Source organism: Ruegeria sp. THAF57, from assembly GCF_903914075.1.
Taxonomy (GTDB): Bacteria; Pseudomonadota; Alphaproteobacteria; order Rhodobacterales; family Rhodobacteraceae; genus Ruegeria.
Window position 1 is genome coordinate 300551 of sequence record NZ_CAIWNQ010000002.1, and the last position, 21598, is coordinate 322148.

The 21598-nt window shown below is 59.2% G+C and carries 19 protein-coding genes; 7 read left to right on the plus strand and 12 right to left on the minus strand.

Annotated features, from left to right (window positions below; genetic code table 11):
• Positions 1 to 8 precede the first annotated feature (8 nt).
• Positions 9 to 2243: a CHASE2 domain-containing protein gene (locus RUESEDTHA_RS05500; protein WP_255431628.1), complete on the plus strand. Its 2235-nt coding sequence runs from the start codon at positions 9 to 11 to the stop codon at positions 2241 to 2243.
• Between the two features lie 43 nt (positions 2244 to 2286).
• Here the strand turns inward: RUESEDTHA_RS05500 and RUESEDTHA_RS05505 are convergent, their stop codons facing one another.
• The 3 genes from RUESEDTHA_RS05505 to RUESEDTHA_RS05515 all read right to left on the minus strand — a co-directional run bounded on the left by RUESEDTHA_RS05505 (position 2287) and on the right by RUESEDTHA_RS05515 (position 4654).
• Positions 2287 to 3366, minus strand: a complete 1080-nt coding sequence (locus tag RUESEDTHA_RS05505; protein WP_180885104.1) for a hypothetical protein — start codon at positions 3364 to 3366, stop codon at positions 2287 to 2289.
• 107 nt (positions 3367 to 3473) lie between these two features.
• Entirely contained in the window at positions 3474 to 3791 is a 318-nt protein-coding gene (locus RUESEDTHA_RS05510) for a DUF3775 domain-containing protein (protein ID WP_171122860.1), read from the minus strand.
• Positions 3792 to 3880: 89 nt separating this feature from the next.
• Positions 3881 to 4654 carry a DUF1365 domain-containing protein gene (locus tag RUESEDTHA_RS05515; RefSeq protein ID WP_180885106.1) on the minus strand — a complete coding sequence of 258 codons (774 nt, stop codon included), beginning with the start codon at positions 4652 to 4654 and terminating at the stop codon, positions 3881 to 3883.
• 147 nt (positions 4655 to 4801) lie between these two features.
• Here RUESEDTHA_RS05515 and RUESEDTHA_RS05520 point away from each other — a divergent pair, with 147 nt between their 5' ends.
• Genes RUESEDTHA_RS05520 through RUESEDTHA_RS05530 form a run of 3 tightly spaced genes read left to right on the plus strand, consistent with a single transcriptional unit; the run spans position 4802 to position 6580 of the window.
• A complete protein-coding gene (locus tag RUESEDTHA_RS05520; RefSeq protein ID WP_180885109.1) occupies positions 4802 to 5458 on the plus strand; it encodes a sigma-70 family RNA polymerase sigma factor in 657 nt (218 codons plus the stop codon).
• A gap of 10 nt (positions 5459 to 5468) precedes the next feature.
• A complete protein-coding gene (locus tag RUESEDTHA_RS05525; RefSeq protein WP_180885112.1) occupies positions 5469 to 6119 on the plus strand; it encodes a ChrR family anti-sigma-E factor in 651 nt (216 codons plus the stop codon).
• 59 nt (positions 6120 to 6178) lie between these two features.
• The gene (locus RUESEDTHA_RS05530) at positions 6179 to 6580 is read left to right on the plus strand and encodes a hypothetical protein (RefSeq protein ID WP_180885115.1); all 402 of its coding nucleotides are present in this window, start codon (positions 6179 to 6181) and stop codon (positions 6578 to 6580) included.
• Between the two features lie 3 nt (positions 6581 to 6583).
• On the opposite strand, the gene RUESEDTHA_RS05535 is transcribed toward RUESEDTHA_RS05530, so the two are convergent.
• From RUESEDTHA_RS05535 to RUESEDTHA_RS05560, 6 genes are all read right to left on the minus strand, one after another.
• Positions 6584 to 7813, minus strand: coding sequence for a DNA recombination protein RmuC (locus RUESEDTHA_RS05535; protein WP_180885117.1), 1230 nt, complete (start codon positions 7811 to 7813; stop codon positions 6584 to 6586).
• Positions 7814 to 7865: 52 nt separating this feature from the next.
• Entirely contained in the window at positions 7866 to 9725 is a 1860-nt protein-coding gene (gene mutL / locus RUESEDTHA_RS05540) for a DNA mismatch repair endonuclease MutL (RefSeq protein ID WP_180885119.1), read from the minus strand.
• Positions 9726 to 10006: 281 nt separating this feature from the next.
• Positions 10007 to 10936, minus strand: a complete 930-nt coding sequence (locus RUESEDTHA_RS05545) for a metal ABC transporter permease (RefSeq protein WP_180885121.1) — start codon at positions 10934 to 10936, stop codon at positions 10007 to 10009.
• Positions 10933 to 12138 (minus strand): metal ABC transporter permease, encoded by a 1206-nt coding sequence (locus tag RUESEDTHA_RS05550; RefSeq protein ID WP_180885123.1) that lies wholly within the window; start codon positions 12136 to 12138, stop codon positions 10933 to 10935. Before RUESEDTHA_RS05550 ends, RUESEDTHA_RS05545 begins: the two co-directional genes overlap by 4 nt.
• Before the next feature lie 2 nt (positions 12139 to 12140).
• Positions 12141 to 12944: a metal ABC transporter ATP-binding protein gene (locus RUESEDTHA_RS05555; protein WP_180885924.1), complete on the minus strand. Its 804-nt coding sequence runs from the start codon at positions 12942 to 12944 to the stop codon at positions 12141 to 12143.
• Positions 12945 to 12947: 3 nt separating this feature from the next.
• On the minus strand, positions 12948 to 13901 hold the full coding sequence (locus RUESEDTHA_RS05560) for a metal ABC transporter solute-binding protein, Zn/Mn family (RefSeq protein ID WP_180885125.1): 954 nt from the start codon (positions 13899 to 13901) through the stop codon (positions 12948 to 12950).
• A 201-nt stretch (positions 13902 to 14102) separates the two neighbouring features.
• Between RUESEDTHA_RS05560 and deoC the strand changes: the two genes are divergently transcribed.
• From deoC to RUESEDTHA_RS05575, 3 genes are all read left to right on the plus strand, one after another.
• Positions 14103 to 15101, plus strand: coding sequence for a deoxyribose-phosphate aldolase (gene deoC / locus RUESEDTHA_RS05565; protein ID WP_180885126.1), 999 nt, complete (start codon positions 14103 to 14105; stop codon positions 15099 to 15101).
• A 10-nt stretch (positions 15102 to 15111) separates the two neighbouring features.
• Entirely contained in the window at positions 15112 to 17445 is a 2334-nt protein-coding gene (locus RUESEDTHA_RS05570) for an aldehyde dehydrogenase family protein (protein WP_180885128.1), read from the plus strand.
• A gap of 137 nt (positions 17446 to 17582) precedes the next feature.
• Complete coding sequence (locus tag RUESEDTHA_RS05575; protein ID WP_180885130.1) at positions 17583 to 18314, plus strand: Crp/Fnr family transcriptional regulator; 732 nt, start codon at positions 17583 to 17585, stop codon at positions 18312 to 18314.
• Positions 18315 to 18317: 3 nt separating this feature from the next.
• Here RUESEDTHA_RS05575 and RUESEDTHA_RS05580 read toward each other — a convergent pair whose 3' ends face one another.
• The 3 genes from RUESEDTHA_RS05580 to RUESEDTHA_RS05590 all read right to left on the minus strand — a co-directional run bounded on the left by RUESEDTHA_RS05580 (position 18318) and on the right by RUESEDTHA_RS05590 (position 21560).
• Positions 18318 to 19622 carry a pitrilysin family protein gene (locus RUESEDTHA_RS05580; protein ID WP_180885132.1) on the minus strand — a complete coding sequence of 435 codons (1305 nt, stop codon included), beginning with the start codon at positions 19620 to 19622 and terminating at the stop codon, positions 18318 to 18320.
• Entirely contained in the window at positions 19619 to 20959 is a 1341-nt protein-coding gene (locus RUESEDTHA_RS05585; RefSeq protein WP_180885134.1) for a pitrilysin family protein, read from the minus strand. Before RUESEDTHA_RS05585 ends, RUESEDTHA_RS05580 begins: the two co-directional genes overlap by 4 nt.
• An 82-nt stretch (positions 20960 to 21041) precedes the next feature.
• Positions 21042 to 21560, minus strand: coding sequence for a DUF3035 domain-containing protein (locus tag RUESEDTHA_RS05590; protein WP_171122891.1), 519 nt, complete (start codon positions 21558 to 21560; stop codon positions 21042 to 21044).
• Positions 21561 to 21598 lie beyond the last annotated feature (38 nt).

A 21598-nucleotide genomic window follows, 5' to 3' on the forward strand; every position in this document is an offset into this window, starting at 1 on the left:
AGGCAGACGTGAAGGTGAAGCCCAAAGAAAAAACACCTCGTCGGCGTGCCTTTCGTTTGGTGGGTTTGGGCCTGATCCTTTTTGGTTGCTTCATCAGGGTCATGGATCCATACCCCGTGCGGATGACGCGGCTGATTTACTTTGACATTCTTCAGCGCGCCATGCCCAGAGAGTACAACCCGGACCTGCCCGTTCGGGTTCTGGACATTGACGAAAAGTCGCTGGCAAACTGGGGCCAGTGGCCTTGGCCCAGAACCTTATTAGCCCAGATGGTAGAAAATCTGGGGGAATATGGCGCCGCAGCCATTGCGTTCGACATGCTCTTTGCCGAACCAGACAGGTACTCTCCGGTTCGGTTGCTGAATGATCCGGCGCTCGCTGGCGTGGTGACTGTCGAAGATCACGCGCAAAAAATGGACTATGACGTGCTGTTCGGATTGGAGGTCGCCAATTGGCCCGTGGTCATGGGAACGGCTGCTAGGCTGTCTGACGAAGGCAATCAGGTCAGCCCAACGGCAGGGATTATTGAAATTGGGGAAAATCCGACCGCTGGCTTGATCTCGGTTCCTTATTGGACCCCGATCGCCGCCCCTCTTGATCGCAGCACCGCCGGGATCGGCGGCGTCAACGTCTCACCTCTGGGGGGAACTGGAATTGTACGACGGGTTCCAGTTCTGTGGGGTGGCCCGAGCGGCCCCATGCCCGGCCTGGGGATCGAAGCCCTAAGGGTTGCCATCGGCGCGCCTTTTATCCTTGCCGAAGGCGCGTCCGACGAAGAAGGCATCATGCTTGCTGTCGAACTGGGGGATTTTCGCCTGCCCACGACCGAAAACGGCGAGGTTTGGATCAGATACAGACATGACCAGCCAGAGCTGTACCTCTCTGCCGACGATGTGATGCAGACCCCGGATGATCCGGATTTGAGGGCTGAAATCGAGGGCCGGATTATTCTGATCGGGACATCTGCGGCTGGCTTGTTCGACATGCACCTCACGTCATTGGGGGAATCCGTCCCCGGCGTGTCGATCCATGCCCAAATGCTGGAACAGATATTCACCGGCGAAATGCTGAGCCGGTCTGACGTGACCGCCGCGCTCGAGCTTTTGTCCTTTGTCCTGCTTGGCCTGATTGTGATCGCGGTTATGTCCAGCTTTGGCGCGGTTGCCTCATTCGTTGCGGGCGGTGCGGCGGCAGGTGTTGTTCTGGGCACCAGTTGGCTGGCTTTTCAGAACCAGCTTGTCCTCTTCGATGTGACATTTCCCTTGATGGGCGGAATGGCTAATTTTGGGATGCTTGCCGGTTATCTGTTCGTTTCGACCGAGCGGGAAAAACGGGAAATCCGACAGGTCTTTTCCCACTATGTCGCCCCCGAGATTCTGGACGAGATGGAGGTGTCCGGTCACAGGCTGCAACTGGGTGGTGAAACGCAGGAAATTACCGTCATGTTTTCGGACATCCGGGGATTCACGCCTTTGTCGGAATCCGTGTCAGCCACCGATCTTGTCGCGTTGTTGAACGAGCTGTTCTCGCAAGTGGGCGATCAGATCCTGAAGGAACGAGGAACAATCGACAAATTCATCGGTGACGCAGTGATGGCATTTTGGAATGCACCCCTGCCCGTTGAAGATCACCCTTGCAGGGCAGCGCGTGCCGCCCTGCTGATGCGCAAAGCACTGACAGAATTCAACGCATCGGACGTTATGCGAGGCAGACCTCCGATTGCATTGGCAACGGGCTGCGCCACGGGGCAGGCCTGTGTGGGCAATATCGGGTCGCGCAGCCGGTTCAACTATACCGTCATAGGGGATGTCGTGAACGTCGCGGCGCGGATCGAACAAAGTTGTCGCCATGTCGAATACGATATCTTGGTCTCAAGCTCGGTACACCGCCTTGCCCGGCAGGATCTGGCGATGCTTGAGGCTGGTTTCGTCGATCTCAAGGGCAAATCCGATCTCGAAGCGGTCTATGCATTGGTTGGCGACAAAACAGTGCTCGACAGTCCGGAATTTAGAAAGCTGTCAATAGCGCACGGTGATCTGGTGGTTGCTATGCGGGACCGCCAATCCCACGTGCGGATCGAAAAGATGTGCCAGCGTTGCGCCATGATGGCTAAGGAAATCGAACCCGGCCTTCAACGCTTTTATCTCTCACTACCCGGGCGGACTGCGGACTTCCGGTCTGACGTCCAATCAAGCCAAGTGGTGTTCAGCCATCATGGTCGGGAAAGGCAGTCATCCGCATAGCGTTCATTCGGTCGCTCGTTCGGTACACTTGCATGTCCCAGAGTTAGTTCCGCTCAACCTGAACCAAGGTGTTTTCAATAAGGAACTGCGCTGCAGGCTCCAGTTGTTCTGCCGATAAGATCGACCGAAGTTCCGGGTTCAATATGTCCGTTTCCCAAGACTTCGCTGCAAGCGCAATCCACACGGCAAGTGATGGATTCTGCTGCAACTCGCGTTTGAATATATCCAATATCTGCGCCTGAAACTCTGACCGGGCTGTACCGGCATCGGTCAACGCTCGGACCAAGTCGCGTTTCATGTCCTGGGACAGGCTCTGCTGCTTCAGGTGTGCCCCAATCGCCGTAATCGCAGCAGCACCATCAACCTCAATTCCTGCAAGCGCCCAGTCAAAAAGGTTCGTGTCGCCAGAGGCCAACGCCCGCTGATAGCGTGTTCTGACGGCGGCTTTGGCCGCCTGGTCTGACTGAAGACCCAATAGCCGGATCACAGCAGGCGCGTAGGCCAGCCGGTTCACGGACCGCAATTCCTGCAGCAACGCGGCGGAGGATCCCTGATCGCGCAATTGCCGGACCGTTGCATAGGGCGCGCGATGAATCTCGATCAAAGCCGCGTTTCGCAGCAACGCATCCTCATGCCCAAGATACGAACCAAAAAAAGCGACGCGCGATGGGTCGTCGGTTTTTCCAAAACCCCAGGACGCACCTTGATGGCGTATCGCCTCCAGGAAATTCGCGCGCTCGGGCGTCATCAAGAAGCCTTTGCTCCAGCCGGTGGACAGGCTACGTCCGGCCTTGTCCGGATATCCTGCACCGTAAATCATCAACACCCGTCTGCCGGGATCAGCGCGAAACGCGGATCGGGTCACGCTGTCGACCAGAAAGGGAATTTCCGGCAATGCGGAAAGCTGTTCTGACGTGCCCTTCAGAATTGACACGGGTGAATAACTGAACGGGTTGTCCAAAGCCGGTACAGCCAGAACGATAACGCGGGCGGACAATACACGATCTGCCAATGAGTATTCCGGCAGCGTTATGCAAACCGGGCACGCGGCCGACGGGCGCGGACCAGCCAGGCTGCCTGCCAGAAACACCAAAGCCACCACTGTGACCAGCACTGTGCGCACCAAAAACCCTTTCTTTCTCAAGGCATTTGGGGGCAAGCGTACCTGAACGCCGCGAATTTTGCGAATGAACTCAGGCCATCAGAAGGTATTTCCCGCGCCCTAGACCGTCACATCAGGTCATTTTCAACATCTTCAGCCGAGATACCCAACGAATCCAAACCATTCTCAAGATGGTCTGACAGGTGCGGCGTTCCGATCAGGTAATCCGCGCAGGGTGTTGATGCCTCGGCCTTAGCGGTTGCGATGGCCTCGGCCAGATCTTCGGCGAAAAAGCTCTCGCGCCCGATCCACATGACGGCAACCAGTTCGGCCTGCTCATCCTCGCTCATCCGATCGATGAAAGCGCGCAATTCGCCCTCGGCCCGGTCCAGTTCGCGCCCCATCATGGCGACCTGAGCGACTTTTCTTGCCGAGATTTCCAACATGGCCCAACTCCTTCGTGTTCGCGGTTTCCAACCTACCACAAACACGCTGCCGGGACCTGAGTCTTTGATCTTACGCAAACAACCCGGGCTTATGGCTCGCGGACCCGCGAGACTGCATGATCCGGGACAGGGGCAGAGCGAAACGGACGAAACCGGGCCTTTTTCAGTTTCAGTTTCAGCGCCTGCCACACGATCAGGGCAAAAGCGCGTCGCGCGCCGAACGGTCTGCGTATCAACGACCAAAGGATCGTCCGGTCCGTCAGCGCAGCACGCGGGCCGGTAAGCGTTGCAATCAACCCACCGTTCTTTCGCCCGTAATCTATCCACACGCCGACCCTGTCCGCGCGGTAGTCAAATCGGAACGTATAAGCACCTTCGATCTTCTGGAACGGTGACACATGCATCAGCTTGTCCGCCACGATCCGGTCCGAAGGCTGAATTGGCGCAAAATTTGGGTTGTGGCACAGATAGCTGTGGCGCGTGCCATAGGTATTGGTCACTTCGGCCACAACGGCATAAAGCACGTCTTCCGCATCAAAACAGAACCAGAAACTAACGGGGTTGAACACGTGACCGAAAACGCGCGGCTGGGTCAATAGCATGATCCGGTTCGGCTGCGTGACGCCAAGGTCATGGAACTGTTCACGCAGCCACGCGGCACCGCGCCCTTTGCCGGGTTCTCCGCCGTGATCGCGATCCCGCCAGTTCGTCACGTTTGCCCCGTTGACGGTGAACAACGCGGGCGTGGGACCGGTGTTTTCCGGGTCCAGCAGGATGTAGTCGACAGAATAGCGAAAAGCGTTTTCAATCGACCCTTTGCGGCCGTGAAACGTATGCCCTGCAATGTGATCGACCCGGTTCATGCGGCCTTTTCCATTCTGACTGTAAACCGTTCAAACGGCGGTCTTTTCCTTAAACCTTATACAGATATTCTACGAAACGTACGCCCATATGGATTATTATTTGCTGCAGAAACTGATCCACCTTGGGCAGGCCCGCGTAATGTGGTTATGTTTACCGAGATCGATACCGCGAGCTTGGATGAACCGGTGGCCGACGGGCCCCTAGCAAAAACCTGGCACGCGAAAGAACGTGTCAGGGGCAGGCCGGTGAACGAAGCAAACGGCAGTTGCAATACCAAGACCGAGTGGGTTGAACACGTAACCCGCATTCGGGATGCGCAGGATCAGGCGGCCTTTGCCGAGCTGTTCCAATACTTTGCGCCACGTATCAAGGCGTTCCTGATGAAATCGGGATCTGATGCGGCGATGTCCGAGGAATGCGCGCAAGAGGTGATGGCGACCTTGTGGCACAAGGCGCATCTTTTCGACCCCTCGCGCGCGACCGTGGCCACTTGGGTCTTCACGATCGCACGGAACAAACGCATTGACGTCCTGCGCAAGCAACGGCGGCCGGAACCCGAAGATCTGGGTTGGGGTCCCGAGGCTGAACCAGAACAACTCGACGTCATTTCGTTGCAACAGGAAACCGCGCAATTGCGCAACGCATTGTCAGCGTTGCCACAAGCGCAGAGAGAACTGATCGAAAAGGCGTATTTCGGCGACCTGAGTCACCGGGAGATTGCGTCTCAGACCGGGTTGCCGCTGGGAACGATCAAATCACGTATACGGCTGGCGCTGGACCGCTTGCGCCACGCGATGAACTGAGATGATGACGATGAGCAACAAGATCAAACATCACCTGACAGATGACCTGCTGATGGCGTATGCCGCAGGCGGCCTGCCAGAAGCATTCGACCTGATGGTCGCAACGCACCTGTCCCTGTGTGACCATTGCCGCGCGCGCGCCGAAAGCTTTGAGGCCGTTGGCGGGTGCGTCCTACAGGATCAGGACGATAGCGTTTCGCTGAGCGACGGTTCACTGGCCGCAACCATGGCGCTGATCGCCAATGGCGCGCCGATTGCCAAGCCTGCTCGGCCCGGCTGTTCCGTGCTTCCCGCACCACTACAGGATTATGTGGGCGGTGACGTGAATGCCATCCAGTGGCGCGCGATTGGGATGGGCGTCAAACAGGCGATCCTGCCCACAACCCGCGAAGCCACAGCCCGATTGCTATTTATCCCGGCAGGGGCTGCTGTACCCGACCACAGCCACAACGGCATGGAACTGACAATGGTCCTGCAAGGGGCATTCTCGGACGAAGTCGATCACTTTGCGCGCGGTGATGTCGAGATTGCGGATGAAGACCTGCATCACACGCCAACCGCAGATATCTCTGAGGATTGTATTTGCCTGGCCGTGACGGATGCACCGCTGAAATTCAACAAACTTATGCCGCGCCTTTTCCAACCCTTTCTGCGAATCTGATCTGCGTCGCCGTTTTGTGCTATACTGAGACTTCGACCCTGCAATCGGAGGATGTATTCATGAAAGCACTTGCCCTGACACTTGCCTGTATCGGTTTCGCCACATCTGCCAGCGCCCAGAGCGTTGCCGACGTGAAGTTCGAAACAGGCAACTATGGCACGATGGTCAACGGAACCGTTACGGGCAACGAATATTTTGACTACCGACTGGGTGCGAAGGCCGGGCAGGAACTGTTCTCAGAGCTTCAGGTCAGCGACACCAACGGGTATGGCGTAATTTATTTTAACATCCTGCCCCCGGGCAGTGACGGTGCCGCGATTTATAACGGGTCCATCAACGGAAATACCGCGCGGGTTGAACTGCCTGAGGACGGAGATTACACGATCCGCGTCTACCTCATGGGCAATGACCGTGACACCGACAAGACCGTTGGGTACAATCTGGACCTTTCGATCCAGTAGCGTTTAAGCCTCACTTTTACCAAGCGGCACCACGTTGGCGTGTTCCTCTGGCGCGAGTTCCTCGAAATCAAAATTGTCCAGACGCTGCGCGCGACGCCCGGCTTTTTCGGCGCTGATCTTGATGTCCGAGATATCCTTGGCTGCCTGCCCAAAGTGACGGTCCAGATTGGCCACGCGGTCGCCCAGGCGTTCCACATCCTTGTGCAGCATTCCCAGTTCCTTGCGGATGGCCCCCGCCTGTTCCCGCATTCGGGCGTCTTTCAGGATCGCGCGCATGGTGTTTAGCGTCGCCATGCAGGTGGTGGGGGATACGATCCAGACGCGCGCGGCAAAGCCATCGCGGACCACATCGGGAAGACGTGCGTGCAACTCGGCATAAATCGCCTCGGACGGAACGAACATCAGCGCACCATCGGCAGTTTCACCGTCCAGAATGTACTTTTCTGAAATCGCCTTGATGTGGACCTTCACAGCGGCACCAAATGCCTTCAAGCACCTTTCAACGTCGGCTTTGGTTTGCGCGGCCGCTAGCGCTTCGAAATCCTCCAGCGGAAATTTTGCGTCGATGACAATGGGTCCGGGCGGGTTGGGCAAATGGATCAGACAATCTGCCCGCTTGCCGTTCGACAACGTGGCCTGCAACGAATAGCTGTCAGCAGGCAGCGCCTTCGAGACGATGTCGTTTAGCTGAATCTCACCGAACATCCCGCGTCGTTGTTTGTTCGACAGAATGTCCTGCAGCGACAGCACATCGCCCGACAGCTTAGTGATATTGTCCTGCGCCTTGTCGATCGCCGCCAGTCGTTCCTGCAATTGCGTCAGAGAGGTCGCAGTCTGCTTTGACGACCCATGTAGTGATTCCTTCATCCGCTCCTGCATCTCGGCCAGCGCGCGGGCGGATTTCATCGCGTTGTCCGCCAACCTGTCATTCATCTGCTGTTGCACCGAGGAAAGCCGCGCCTCGACAGTCTGGATCACCTGAACCTGCGCATTTGCCTGCGTGTCCGAGACATGCTGCAAGCCGCCGCGCAACTGCTCCTGCCCTTGGCCCAACTGCTGCACATTCTGTCCCAGATGCGCCATCTGCCGCGCCAACGGTTCTGCCATCCGCGCCGAGCGATTGGCGGCACGCAAAGACAGGAACAACAACAGCAGGATCAGCGCCACCACCCCGCCCCCGATCAGGATCACGGGGTCGTTCAACGCAACTTCTGTGCCAGCAATCTCGATCATGTCGCCTCGGATGTTCTTGTTTTATTCTTCATACCGCACGCGCGCGGTGGGTTCAACTGCGTCCGAACAAACGTTCGATATCAGCCAGTTTCAGTTCCACATAGGTTGGCCGCCCGTGGTTGCACTGTCCGGAATGGGGCGTCGCTTCCATCTCGCGCAGCAGGGCGTTCATCTCCTCGGCCCGCATCCGGCGGCCCGACCGGATTGAACCATGGCAAGCGACGCGGCTGAGGATCGCCTCGATCCGCGCCTGCACCGTCTGGCTTTCGCCCTGATCGGCCAGCTCGTCGAGGATATCCAGGATCATCGCGCGGGCATCGACCTCACCCAGAATGGCAGGGGTTTCGCGCACGGCAATGGCCCCGCCACCAAAAGGTTCCAGCGTCAGGCCAAGGCGTGACAGGTCATCGGCCACGGCCATCAGGCGGGCGCAATCGCCTTCGGACAGTTCCACGATCTCGGGGATCAGCAGCGCCTGCGCAGCCACGCCATTTTCCGCCATTTGGTGTTTGAGCTTTTCATAAACCAACCGCTCATGCGCTGCGTGCTGGTCGACGATCACCATGCCATCGGCAGTCTGAGCGATGATGTAGTTCTCATGCACCTGACCGCGCGCCGCGCCCAAGGGCAAATCCTGCGCTGGGGGTTCTTCTTTGGCCACGGGCGCAGGTTCCACAATACTGCCGCTGTAGTCCTGCGACAGCTCCGCAAAACCGGGCGCTTGGGCCTGATACGCCACTTGTCGCGCGGCGGACGAGGGGCGGTCCATCTGATACACCCGCGCCGGGGCGGGTTGCGCGGGCAGCGCGGGTTCCGGCCGCATCGCACCCAGAGTCGCATTCGCCACGGTCGAGGATGCGCGATGTCCCGCCTCGGCCAGCGCGTGCCGCAGGGCCGAAACGATCAGCCCGCGCGCCACGCCGGGATCGCGGAACCGGACCTCGGATTTCGCGGGATGGACGTTCACATCCACCAGCGTCGGGTCACAGTCGATGAACAAAGCCGCTGCCGGGTGACGGTCGCGGCTGAGAAAATCGAAATACGCTGCCCGCAGCGCCCCAGTCAGCATCTTGTCGCGCACCGGGCGGCCATTGACGAACAGGTACTGCGCCACCGCCGCGCCCCGCGAATAGGTCGGCAGAGCGGCATACCCATAAAGGCGTATCCCTTCACGCGTGGCGTCGATCTGCAGGGCGTTCTCGGCAAATTCGCGCCCTATGACCCGGGCCAGACGGGCGTGCAGGGCATCAAACAGGTCACCGTTCTCGCGGTCAGCGCGGAACGTCACGCGCCCCTCACCCCCGCCCGAGGCATCGCGCAGGGTAAAGGTTATCGCAGGCTCGGCCATCGCCAGCCGCTTGACGAAGTCCGTGATGGCCTGCGCCTCGGCCCTATCGGTGCGCATGAATTTCAGACGTGCGGGCGTGGCAAAGAACAGGTCGCGCAGTTCAACCACCGTCCCCGCACGCAACGCGGCGGGCTTCACGGCCTCTGTCTTGCCGCCCGCAACGTGGATCGAAGCGGCCTCGGCCCCTGAAACGCGGCTGGTGATTGTCAGCCGCCCCACCGCGCCCAGTGACGGCAGCGCCTCGCCCCGGAACCCGAAAGTATGAATGTTCAACAGGTCCGATCCGTCGATTTTGGACGTGGCATGACGAGACAAAGCCAGCGGCAGATCCTTGCCGGAAATCCCACATCCGTCATCGGTGACTCGGATTAAAGTCTTGCCACCATCGGCAAAATCAACGGCGATGCGCGACGATCCCGCGTCGATTGCGTTCTCAACCAGTTCTTTCACGGCAGAGGCTGGCCGCTCGACCACCTCACCCGCCGCGATGCGATTGATCGCAGCATCGTCGAGCTGTCGAATTACGGGTCGAGTTTCGCTGATATTGGGGTTTGCCTGCGCCATACCCCTAGACCTAGCACAGTCGCAGACGATTCTGCCACAGGTTTGAGGACCGGATTATAGGGGGGGCGAGGGGGCGTTCGAACAATCGCGCCGTGTCACAGAGAGGCGGCGAACATCGCCGCGATTGTCCGAACGAACCATTGTGAGTGGTGGACGTCCTTTAGCAATGATTGGTTCGTAGCACGATGAAACGCATGTGACTCTTAAACTCTGGTCGGGGTCATTTGGTGGGCGGAGATCAGCCGAAAGGCCGCATCCTCACATAGCAAGATCACGCCTAGTCAAGTCGAACCGGGTGCGCCGGTCCGCGTTCGACAGGGGCCCCAAATCGCGGTGCAAGCAAGGATCAAACCCGAAACCGTTGCGATCATTCCCGCCGCGCTGACGGCATCTACAGCGCCCAGCCATAATGGCCCGTACCCCGCCAGTACATAACCCGCGACAGCCGAAATAACCGCGAAAACGATGCTCCAAGCGATCTGGGTTTCCAACCGGTTGGTCATCATGCGCGCCGCCGCCGGGGGGCAAATGAACATCGCGATCACGATGATCGAACCCACGGCATCAAACGCCGCAACGGCCGCAATCGCCGCAACGATCACCAGAGCCATGCCAAGCGCTCCGGTCCTGATACCGATCGTTCGGGCAAACCCTTCGTCGAAGGTAGAGATCTTGAGCGGTCGCCAGAACAGCCAGGTGAACAAGCAGACACCTGCCAATGTCAGCGCGATACGGGGCAATTCAGGCGGCAGCCCCGCGAGCGCTTGAATATCCCACACAGACGCCCATCCCACCGCGTCCAACCAGATCAGGCTTTCAAGGTTCCCGTACAATGCATGTTCGACATCCAGATGAACGGTCGAGGTGTCGGTTTGTTCCAGCAACAGCACCCCGGCCGCAAACATTGTGGTAAAAACGACCCCCATTGCGGCACCGGATTCAATCTGACCCAGCCTGCGGATCGCCTCGATCATGATAACCGCCACCACCGCAGCGCCTGCGGCACCCAGCATCATGGGCCATGTCGAAATCGCTCCGGTCAGCAAAAAGGCCACAACGATGCCGGGTAGAACTACATGGCTGATTGCGTCACCGATCAGAGCCTGCTTACGCAGCACCAGAAAGTTGCCCGGCAAGGCGCAGGCGATGGCCGCAAAAGTTCCGATCAGCAATGGCGTCAGGGACAGGGGGACGAATTCTTCTCCGCTCATGGGGTCACTCCCCTCGGGTCACCGATCTGACGGTCGATTTCGGTGATCTGATCTCGGGTCAGAACAGTTTCAATGTCGCGCAACCCATCGTACAGGGCAGCCGTGGCCTCATGCGCCTGATCCGCCCGGACGATCTCCCACCGTTTTTCGTCGCGCAGCGCCTTTGCAGCGCGCGCCCTGCCCGCCTCGGTTGCAACCCCATCGGCCCGGACCAGCCCCGCGCTGCGTAACAGTCGGAGCGTTAACGGCTCGTAGATATTTTGTCCCTGCGCCAGCGCCAAAAGCCCCTGTCGAATATGGACCCTGCGTTGGAAGCTGAGATGCCGCAAAACAGCCGCCAGTACGCCCCGAACCGGCGCAAGCAAAAGGGATATTGCAAACAAGGCAAAGCTGACCAGAACAATGATCGGACCGGTTGGTAGATTGGGGGTCGAGGCTGAAAGCGCCGCGCCCAGATATCCCGAAAGCCCTCCGACCAGCCCGGCCAGCAACACAACACGTTCCGATCGTTCGGTCCAGAAACGCGCGGCGACGGGCGGAATGATCAGCAGCGCGACGATCAGAATCAACCCGACGATCTTCAACCCCACGACCGTCACGGCCATGACCAGCCCCATCATTGCCAGGTCAATGCGATGCACAACATGCCCGCGGGCCGCCGCATATTCGGCGTCAAACGCCACCAGTGTCATGGGGCGGCGAATGATCATCACCAAAGCCAGTGTTGCCGCGCCGCCGATCGCGATAATCATGGCGTCAGCCCACAACATGCCCGCAGTCGAGCCCAGCAAGAACCCTTCCAGCCCCGCCTGACGGCCCACACCCATCGTCTGAATCACCGTAAGCAGGACGATACCAAACCCAAAGAACACGGACAGAACTGCACCGATCGCGGCGTCCTCGGCCAGTCTTGTGTGCCGGGTCAACCAGTTCATGCACAGAAGGCCCACCCATGCGGACAAGGCTGACCCAACCAGCAGACCGATCAGGTTGCGACCATCGCCGCCAAGCGCGACCAGAACCATGAACGCCAGACACACGCCCGGCAGGGTCGCATGGCTAATGGCATCGCTGACAAGCGCACGTTTTCTTAGGAATAGAAACGTTCCGGTGACCCCTGCCGAAATACCCAGCAAAGTCGCACCGATGGCGACCAGCGTGGCGTTATAGCCAAGCTGCAGGGTCAGGGCATCCCAAAGCATGTCTACCCCAGCGCGCGCGAAATCTGGTCGATCTGAGCGGTCGCAAGGCGGCCTCCGTACGCAGATTGCAGCGTTTCGGCGGTGAATGCCTCGGCCACAGGGCCTTCGGCGACTTTGCGTGTATTGATCAGGAAGACGTGGTCAAAATAATCCGTGATGGTCGCCAGGTCATGATGCACGGCAACAACCGTCTTGCCGGCTGTTTTCAGGTCTTTCAACACCGCTATGATCGCCTTTTCTGTGGCCGCATCAACGCCTGCGAACGGCTCGTCCAGCAGGTAAAGCTCTGCGTCCTGAGCCAAGGCGCGTGCCAGAAAGACGCGCTGTTGCTGGCCGCCCGACAACTGACCGATCTGACGATCGGCAAAGTCGCGCATTCCCACCCGGTGCAGACAGTCCATCGCCCGCGATATGTGACGAAACCGCACCCGACCAAGCAGCCCCAACTGACCGGACAGCCCCATCAGCACCACGTCGATCACACGGGCTGGAAAATCCCAATCGACACTCGCCCGCTGTGGGACATAAGCGATCCGTTCGCGCTGTTTGTCCAGCGGCTTGCCAAACACCGTCACCTGACCGGACAAGGGCGAGACAATGCCCAAAGCCGCCTTAAGCAGGGTGGACTTGCCCGCGCCGTTAGGCCCGATAATCGCGGTCATCGCGCCCGGCTGAACCGTCATATCCACAGAAAAAACCGCAGGTTTCTGGCCGTATGAGACTGTCAGACCCCGGATTGCCAACGGGCTGTCGTCAAGACTGTCCTCCGGTATCGAAACACCCTGATCAGCGGCCAGTTCCAGCATCACTCAAAACCCCGCAGACAGCTTTCCGTTCATGCCGCGGTCGGGCACATCCGCACCCAGCGCCCCGGCAATCACGGTGATATTGTGATCCAACATCCCAACATAGGTGCCTTCATAAGTTCCCGGCTCGCCCATGGCGTCCGAGAATAGTTCGCCGCCCACACCAACCTCATGACCCTGTGCAGCAGCACCTTCGATCAGGGCGCGCATCGACCGGTCAGAGACCGAGCTTTCGACGAATACCGCCCCAAGCTGTTGATCCACCAGCGTATCGACCAGCTCACCAATCCGGTTCAGGCCAGCCTCAGACTGGGTTGATATCCCCTGAATACCCATCACCTCATAGCCATATTCAGCCCCAAAATAGCCAAACGCATCATGCGCTGTGACCAGCACGCGGTTGTTTTCGGGAACAGAGGCAAGGGCCTCAGCAGCATAGGCTTCCAACTGTTCAATCTCAGCCAGATGTACCTGAGCGTTACTTGCAAAATGGCCAGCGGCCTCGGGGCGCGCTTCGGTCAGGGCCGCCTGCACCTCGACCACCACGTCGCGCCACAGGGCCGGGCTCATCCAAACATGCGGGTCGAACTTGTCGGCGTAGTCGTCATGCGCCCGCAGCTTGGATGGATCGACCCCTTCGGCCACCGCCACGACAGGGCGCGTGCGGCCCAGATCGTGGAAGAAGTCCTCCATCTGCGCTTCAAGATACAGCCCGTGCCACAGAATGAGGTCAGCGCGGGTCATGGCAACGATATCGCTTCGGGTCTGACGATAGGCGTGCGGGTCCACGCCCGGACCCATCAGGCCTTTGACGTCGACCTCATCACCGCCAACCTGACGAACGGCGTCTGCAATCATACCCGTAGTTGCCACCACCTTCAGCGGTGCCTCGGCCCATGCCGTAACGGGCAGTACAGCGGCAAATGCCAGCGCTGCAAAAAAGGTACGACGAATCATAGTGTGACCCCGGTTTTCTATCCCCTTAAGCCTAAATATGCGAACCATTCGCAACTAAGTCAACGCTATTGCGAATTATTCGCAAGAAAAGCCTCTATTTTTGTCCAACTGGTCAAAAAAATAACACTCTGGCGGCCGCCACGCCTTCCATTTAGGCGCAACCCGTGCGATTTTGGCGCAAACTTCCCAAAGGATGTGAAGATGGATACGCAGAGCTCAGACAGCCCCGTGCGCACCGCGCATCTGCCACAAGTGACCGAGCCCCGGAACCCTGGAATGGATCTGGACCTAGAATGGGTTCGGGGGGTTCAGGCCAACACCTCGGCAATCGAACGCCGCGCCGCGACCCTGCCGGGCCGACGGTCGGTGAAAAAAGACTATCAGGCCGCTTGGCTGTTGAAGGCGATCACGATGATCGACCTGACGACGCTGTCCGGTGACGATACCGTGGGGCGTGTGCGCCGTCTGTGCGCCAAGGCCCGTCAGCCGGTCGCACCCGCGCTGCTGCAGGCGATGGATATGCCGCCGATCACCACGGGGGCCGTCTGCGTCTATCATGATATGGTCGAAACCGCCGTGGATGCGCTGAAAGGCACCGGCATCCCGGTCGCTGCCGTCTCAACCGGGTTTCCAGCGGGTTTGTCGCCATTTCACCTGCGCGTGGCTGAGATTGAAGAAAGCGTCAAAGCAGGGGCCGAAGAGATCGACATCGTCATCTCTCGCCGCCACGTTCTGTCAGGCGACTGGCAGGCTTTGTATGACGAGATGAAGGCATTCCGAACCGCCTGCGGTGATGCCCACGTCAAAGCCATCCTCGCGACCGGAGAGCTGGGCAGCCTGCGCAACGTCGCACGCGCTTCGGTCGTGTGCATGATGGCGGGGGCGGATTTCATCAAGACGTCGACCGGCAAGGAAAGCGTCAACGCCACGTTGCCCGTCACCCTTGTGATGATCCGCGCGATCCGTGACTACTATGACCGTACCGGGTATCGGGTTGGGTATAAACCTGCAGGCGGGATTTCCAAGGCCAAGGATGCGCTGGTTTACCTGTCACTGATCAAGGATGAGCTGGGCGACCGCTGGCTGGAGCCAGACCTGTTCCGCTTTGGCGCTTCATCGCTGCTGGGCGATATTGAACGACAGTTGGAACACTATGTCACCGGGGCATACTCTGCCGGCTACCGTCACTCCATGGGCTGAGGAAAGAACAATGACAGTCAAAGAAATCTTCGAGACCATGGATTACGGCCCCGCCCCCGAAAGCGCTGCCGAGGCTTTGGCATGGCTAGTCGATCAGGGTGGCAAGTTCGGCCACTATATTGACGGCGCCTTCACCAAGCCGGGCAAAGGGTTCGAAAGCCGCAACCCCGCGACCGGAGAGGTTCTGGCCAAGCTGACCCAAGCCAAGCAGAGTGACGTGGACGCCGCCGTTGCCGCCGCCCGCAAAGCTCAGCCCAAGTGGGAGAAACTGGGCGGTGCTGGCCGTGCACGATACCTCTATGCCATTGCGCGGCTGTTGCAGAAACATTCGCGCCTGTTCGCCGTGCTGGAAAGCCTTGATAACGGCAAACCGATCCGGGAATCGCGCGACATCGACATCCCTCTGGTCCAGCGGCATTTCTACTATCACGCAGGCATGGCGCAGTTGATGGAAAGCGAACTGCCCGACGCGCAGGCCTTGGGTGTGTGCGGTCAAATCATTCCCTGGAACTTCCCCTTGCTGATGCTCGCTTGGAAGGTGGCCCCCGCTTTGGCGATGGGGAACACAGTGGTTCTGAAACCCGCCGAATACACCTCACTTACCGCGCTGCTGTTTGCCGATATCTGCTCACAAGCCGGGCTGCCCAAGGGCGTGGTCAATATCGTCACCGGCGATGGCGAGGTGGGCGAGATGATCGTGGCCTCGGATGTGGATAAGATCGCCTTCACCGGCTCGACGGTTGTGGGGCGGCGTATCCGCGAGGCGACGGCGGGTTCAGGCAAGGAGCTGACGTTAGAGCTGGGCGGGAAGTCCGCCTATATCGTGTTTGACGATGCCGATATTGATTCAGCCATCGAAGGGCTGGTTGACGCGATCTGGTTCAATCAGGGGCAGGTCTGCTGTGCAGGGTCCCGCCTGCTAGTGCAGGAAGGGATCGCTGATCGCTTTCATGCCAAACTGCGCGCCCGGATGGACGGCTTGCGCATCGGTGATCCGCTGGACAAATGCATCGACGTCGGCGCGGTCGTGGACCCGGTTCAGTTGCAGACCATCAAGGGTATGGTCGAAAGCAACACCGCAGGTGACCTCTACCAAGCCAATAGCGCGCTGCCCGAGAATGGCTGCTACTACCCGCCAACGCTGATTTCGGGGTTGGAAACCTCGGACCCGCTGATGCAGGAAGAGATTTTTGGCCCGGTTCTGGTGTCATCCACCTTCCGCACCCCGTCCGAGGCGGTCGAGCTGGCCAATAACACCCGCTACGGGCTGGCCGCGACGGTTTGGACCGAGAATGTGAACCTCGCGCTGGATATTGCGCCGAAACTTGTTGCGGGCGTGGTCTGGGTGAATGCGACCAACCTGTTCGACGCCGCCGCCGGGTTTGGCGGCGTACGCGAAAGCGGGTTCGGGCGCGAAGGCGGCTGGGAAGGGCTGACCGCCTATACCAAACCCAAGGGCAAGACCAAGGCGCTGACGAAGCTCGACGCCGCCACCGGCGAGGGTGCACCGGTCGATCCAATTGACCGCACCGCGAAAATGTATGTCGGTGGCAAGCAGGCGCGACCCGATGGCGGCTATTCCAAACCCGTTTGGGGCAAATCCGGCCTTTTGGGGCATGTGGGTCTGGCAAACCGCAAGGACGTACGCAACGCAGTCGAGGCTGCGGCAGGGGCAAAAGGCTGGTCCAAGACAACAGGCCACCTCAGGGCGCAGATCCTGTACTATATCGGCGAAAACCTCTCGGCCCGCGCAGGTGAATTCGCCGCGCGGATCGACGCCATGACCGGCGGCAAGACCGGCGCGGCCGAGGTTGAGGCCTCGATTCAGCGCCTGTTCACGGCGGCAGCATGGGCCGACAAGTATGACGGTCAGGTGCATGGCGTCCCGATCCGGGGTGTCGCGATTGCGATGAAAGAACCCGTGGGCGTGATCGGCGCGCTGTGCGCCGATGAGGCACCATTGCTGGGTCTGGTCTCGGCCATGGCCCCGGCGATCGCGATGGGCAACCAGGTGGTACTGGCCGCGTCCGAGCCCTATCCGCTGGCTGCCACGGATTTCTACCAGATCCTTGAAACCTCGGACGTGCCCGCAGGCGTGGTCAACATCCTGACCGGTAGCCATGCGGAACTGGCGAAACCGCTGGCCTCGCACCTGAACGTGGATGCGGTCTGGTCGTTCTCGTCCACCGACTTGTCGAAAGAGATTGAGGTTGTATCTGCCGGGAACCTGAAGCGGACATGGGTCAACAACGCCAAGGCAACCGATTGGAACGTGGATCACACGCGCCAATTCCTGCAGGCGGCGACCGAGGTCAAGAACATCTGGGTGCCCTACGGCGAATAGGACGGCGCGGACCGGCCTGCCCGCTTTACGCAGGCGAAAGCCCGCTCAAGCGTGAACATGTTGTGACGCGGGTCACATACAAGTTCACAGCCCCACCCCAGTTTAAGGCCCATTCAATCCCAGAATGGGCCTTTTTCATGTTAAATTTTCCGATAGATTTCCCCACGTCCCTTCAACTGGTCACAATGGTGGGCGTGTTCGGGGCGGGGCTTTATATCCTGAACTACTTTCTGCTGCAGATCGGCATCGTCCGGGGCAACGGTGTGCTTTACCCCGTACTGGTCATTGTGGCAGCCGGCTGCGTGCTGATCAGCATGGCGGAAGAGTTCAATCTGGCCGGGGCGATCATCCAGATGTCCTATATCGCGATCTCGGTCATCGGTCTGCTGCGCGGATACCTCTCGCGCCATCTGGTGCGCTTCTCCGAGGCCGAACGACAATTCATCTCGCAACACCTGCACTCGCTCAAACCCCATCAGGCCCGCAGATTGCTGAACACGGCTGTGATACAGACTTTCGATACCGGGGATATCCTGATCGAAGAAGGTGAGACGACCGACTTTCTGGGTTTCGTCCTAAAAGGGCGCACAACGGTTCTGAAAGACGGGCAAGTGATCAATCAATGCGGTGCAGATGAGATTTTGGGGGAACTGACCTTCAGCCTTGGACTGCCCGCGACGGCCACGGTGATCGCCACGGAACCCACAACCTGCTTGGTGTTCGACGACCGCCGCCTGTCCCGCGTGCTGCGGCGAAACCGGCACATCGACGACGCATTGAAAGCCGCACATTTCAGACATGCGCGACAAAAGCTATTGAACAGCAACAAACACACATTACAGGCCCAGAAGCGGCCAACAGCGGCCTGAACTTTAGCCGTCCAGACCTTCGGGTTTGCCGACGACCGTGAAATGCAGACCCTCGGGGTCCAGCAGCTCTGACGCGACACGGTTCACGTCTTCCAGTGTAACCGCGTTCACCTTGTCGTTGCGGGTCGAGATATAGTCGATCGGCAGATCATCCATCTGCATCCCGACCATGATGCTGGCAATCTGACCGTTCCCGTCAAACCGCAGCGGATACGCGCCCGTCAGATAGGTTTTGGCATCATCCAATTCTTTCTGTGTGACGCCCTCGGACGCCGCGCGTTCCCATTCGTTTCGGATCACGTCAACCGCCTCGGCGATGCGGTCGTTTGAGGACGACACCGACCCCAGATAGACCGAGGCCAAATCCTTGGGGACAAGGTAAGTCGCTACACCATAGGTCAGCCCACGCTTTTCACGCACTTCCTGCATCAGGCGGCTTTCAAATCCGCCGCCGCCAAGAATGTGGTTCAGAACAAACGCCGCAAAGAAATCGGGGTCATCACGATCAATGCCCGCATGTCCGAACAGAGCGACCGACTGAGGGGTGTCGAATTCGACAATACTGATCCCGCCGGGAATGGTCACTTCGGCACGGTCCGGAATGGGTTTCCCCGTTTCTGGTAGATCGACCAGCAGTTTGTCCAGCAGCGCCCCCAACTCGTCGGCAGTAATGTCGCCAACCGCCCCGACGTATAGCCGATCTTTCGCGAACACGTTCTCAAAGGCCGAAACGACGTCGTCCCGGGTCAGAGCCGTCACGCTGTCAATGGTGCCTTTCCCCTCGGACCCATAAGGGTGGTCCCCATAGGCCATGCGCGCAAAGTTGCGCCCAGCAATGTCATTTGGGTCTGTCTGGTCCGAGCGCAAGCCCGACAGGACCTGCCCCCTGACACGGTCAACAGCATCCTGATCGAACCGGGGTTCGTGGAGCGTGGTGTGCAGCAGATCAATCACGTCATCCCGGTTTTCGGTCAGAAACTGTGCCGAGACCGAAACCGTATCATCGCTGGCATTATAGCTGAACGACGCTGCCAGCGATTCCAATTCGCGCGCATAGGTGCGGGCGTCCATGTTCCCGGCCCCTTCTTCGATCAGGCCGCTCATCAGATATGTGGCCCCGCGCTTGTCGGGATCATCCAAAGACGTACCACCGCGAAAACGCAGCTCCAGCGCGGTGAAGGGGATCGAGTGATCTTCGACAAGCCATGCTGTGATCCCACCGGGTGAGGTGATCTCCTGAATCTCGATCTCGGCCCATGCGGGCAATGCGATGACAAATGCGATCAGGGTTGCGAAAATCCGTTTCATTGCGTCACCTCGTCGTCACGCATCAGCCACCCAGTCACAGAGGATTCCGGCTGCAAGACCTCACGGGCGGCTGCGATAATCTCGTCGCCGGTCACAGCCTGTAGGATATCGGGCCACGCCTGAACATCCTCGACCGTCAGCCCGCTGGTCAGGGCGCGGCCATACCGGTTCCCGATGCCATCCACATTGTCACGCGCATAAGTTTGCGAGGCGCGGAGCTGCATCTTGATCCGGTCCAGATCATCTTGGTTCACACCTTCGGCAATAAAGTCGGCCACGGCCTGATCCATTGCATCTTCGACCTCTTGCAAGGAAACGCCCTGCGCCGGTACGACCAACAGATCAAAGGTTGTGTCGTCCAGGGATACCCCACGGTAGAACGCAGCCGTGTAAATGGCCTTTTGCTCCTCAAACTGCAGCTTTTCGTTCAGATAAGACGTGTTCCCGCCACCCAATAATTCAGCCAGCAAGAACAGCGCCGCCGCTTTTTCCTGCGCGCCGGGATCACGCTCGGGCGCAAGATAACTGCGCTGAACATAAGGCTGTGACACGCGCGGATCCTTGTAGGTCAAGCGACGTTCAGCGGTTTGCGGTGGTTCCTGAGACCGCACCCGTTCGGGCAGGTCAGGGTTGGCTGGGATGACGCCGTAATACTGATCCGCCAGTTCCTTGACCGCGTCGGGCTGCACATCGCCGGTGACCACAAGAATCGCGTTATTTGGCGCGTAATGGGTCCTGTAGAAAGACAGCGCATCTTCCATGTCCAGAGTTTCCATCTCGTGCCGCCAGCCGATGATCGGAACGCCATAGCGATGGTTCAGGTATTGCGCGGCGTTCATCTGTTCGCCAAACAGGGCGCGCGGGTTGTTTTCGGTGCGCTGGTTGCGTTCTTCAAGGATCACATCACGCTCGGTGCGGATGTCCTCGTCGGACAGGCGGATGTTGCGCATCCGGTCCGCTTCCATCTGCATCATCAATTCCAAACGATCGGCCGCAACGCGTTGGTAATAGGCCGTATAGTCATAGGACGTGAACGCATTGTCATTGCCGCCATTGGCCGCAACAGTCGCCGAAAACTCACCCGGTGCAAGCGTATCGGTCCCCTTAAACAGCAAATGCTCCAGAAAATGAGCCACACCGGACGAGCCAATCGGCTCATCCGCTGACCCAGCGCGGTACCAGACCATATGCTGCACCACAGGGGCGCGGTGATCCTCGATCACGACGACATCCATGCCGTTGTCCAGCGTAAAGGTAGTGACCGCTTCAAGGCCATCTTCGGCAAAAACCGGTGTGGCGGCGATCAGGGCGGCCGACAATGCCAGGGCCCGAACCATGGGGCATCCTCCGTTTCGTTCTGTGATCTTCAAACTACGGTGGTGCGGCGCGGGTTCAAGGCCGATGACGAAAAGTTAAGGATTATTCATCGACCGGCGGTGCCGAGGGCGTTTCTATCCCCGCACGGCGCGCGGCTTCGTTCTGAATGTCCGCATCAAGGGCTTGACGGCGATAGATTTGCGAGTACCGGTCGACCTTGAACAGGCGCAATCTGGTAAAGCGGCCCTGCTTTTTGCGGAACGCGGCATCTTCGCTGTCGACGACCTGCCGCGTGTTAGCTGGCACACCATAGCGGCTGGACGCTGTCACAAGCGCCCCATCCGATGACGGAATCGGCGTATTTGGGTTCAGCGCCGCAGCATTGCCGCCCAACGCCACGACTGCGTCCGCATTGGGCGTCGGGTCGGTCAGATTGCCACCGCCGGGTGTCGGCGCAGGCAGAAACTGATAATCCTTTGGCTGTGTCAGCGGCTTGACCGGCAGGACCGAGAATTCATCCGGACCCGGGCCGGGCGCTTCAAGATGGCGCAAGCCAATGTCAGAGCATCCCGCCGTCGCAACAGCCAATGTCACTGCAATAATGGAACGCGGCAACCGCATCAAAGTCTCCAGCCTGTTTGAGGGGCTTTTATCGCATT

What these genes read in the sequence shown, in the direction of transcription:
- RUESEDTHA_RS05535 (WP_180885117.1), bottom strand. Translation starts at nt 7,813, where the DNA reads ATGATCGAGATTGCTGGCACAGAAGTTGCGTTGAACGACCCCGTGATC.
- RUESEDTHA_RS05545 (WP_180885121.1), bottom strand. Translation starts at nt 10,936, where the DNA reads ATGAGCGGAGAAGAATTCGTCCCCCTGTCCCTGACGCCATTGCTGATC.
- RUESEDTHA_RS05585 (WP_180885134.1), bottom strand. Translation starts at nt 20,959, where the DNA reads ATGGTTCGGGCCCTGGCATTGTCGGCCGCCCTGATCGCCGCCACACCG.
- RUESEDTHA_RS05560 (WP_180885125.1), bottom strand. Translation starts at nt 13,901, where the DNA reads ATGATTCGTCGTACCTTTTTTGCAGCGCTGGCATTTGCCGCTGTACTG.
- mutL (WP_180885119.1), bottom strand. Translation starts at nt 9,725, where the DNA reads ATGGCGCAGGCAAACCCCAATATCAGCGAAACTCGACCCGTAATTCGA.
- RUESEDTHA_RS05550 (WP_180885123.1), bottom strand. Translation starts at nt 12,138, where the DNA reads ATGCTTTGGGATGCCCTGACCCTGCAGCTTGGCTATAACGCCACGCTG.
- RUESEDTHA_RS05510 (WP_171122860.1), bottom strand. Translation starts at nt 3,791, where the DNA reads ATGTTGGAAATCTCGGCAAGAAAAGTCGCTCAGGTCGCCATGATGGGG.
- RUESEDTHA_RS05590 (WP_171122891.1), bottom strand. Translation starts at nt 21,560, where the DNA reads ATGCGGTTGCCGCGTTCCATTATTGCAGTGACATTGGCTGTTGCGACG.
- RUESEDTHA_RS05555 (WP_180885924.1), bottom strand. Translation starts at nt 12,944, where the DNA reads ATGCTGGAACTGGCCGCTGATCAGGGTGTTTCGATACCGGAGGACAGT.
- RUESEDTHA_RS05580 (WP_180885132.1), bottom strand. Translation starts at nt 19,622, where the DNA reads ATGAAACGGATTTTCGCAACCCTGATCGCATTTGTCATCGCATTGCCC.
- RUESEDTHA_RS05530 (WP_180885115.1), top strand. Translation starts at nt 6,179, where the DNA reads ATGAAAGCACTTGCCCTGACACTTGCCTGTATCGGTTTCGCCACATCT.
- RUESEDTHA_RS05525 (WP_180885112.1), top strand. Translation starts at nt 5,469, where the DNA reads ATGAGCAACAAGATCAAACATCACCTGACAGATGACCTGCTGATGGCG.
- deoC (WP_180885126.1), top strand. Translation starts at nt 14,103, where the DNA reads ATGGATACGCAGAGCTCAGACAGCCCCGTGCGCACCGCGCATCTGCCA.
- RUESEDTHA_RS05570 (WP_180885128.1), top strand. Translation starts at nt 15,112, where the DNA reads ATGACAGTCAAAGAAATCTTCGAGACCATGGATTACGGCCCCGCCCCC.
- RUESEDTHA_RS05520 (WP_180885109.1), top strand. Translation starts at nt 4,802, where the DNA reads ATGTTTACCGAGATCGATACCGCGAGCTTGGATGAACCGGTGGCCGAC.
- RUESEDTHA_RS05575 (WP_180885130.1), top strand. Translation starts at nt 17,583, where the DNA reads ATGTTAAATTTTCCGATAGATTTCCCCACGTCCCTTCAACTGGTCACA.
- RUESEDTHA_RS05515 (WP_180885106.1), bottom strand. Translation starts at nt 4,654, where the DNA reads ATGAACCGGGTCGATCACATTGCAGGGCATACGTTTCACGGCCGCAAA.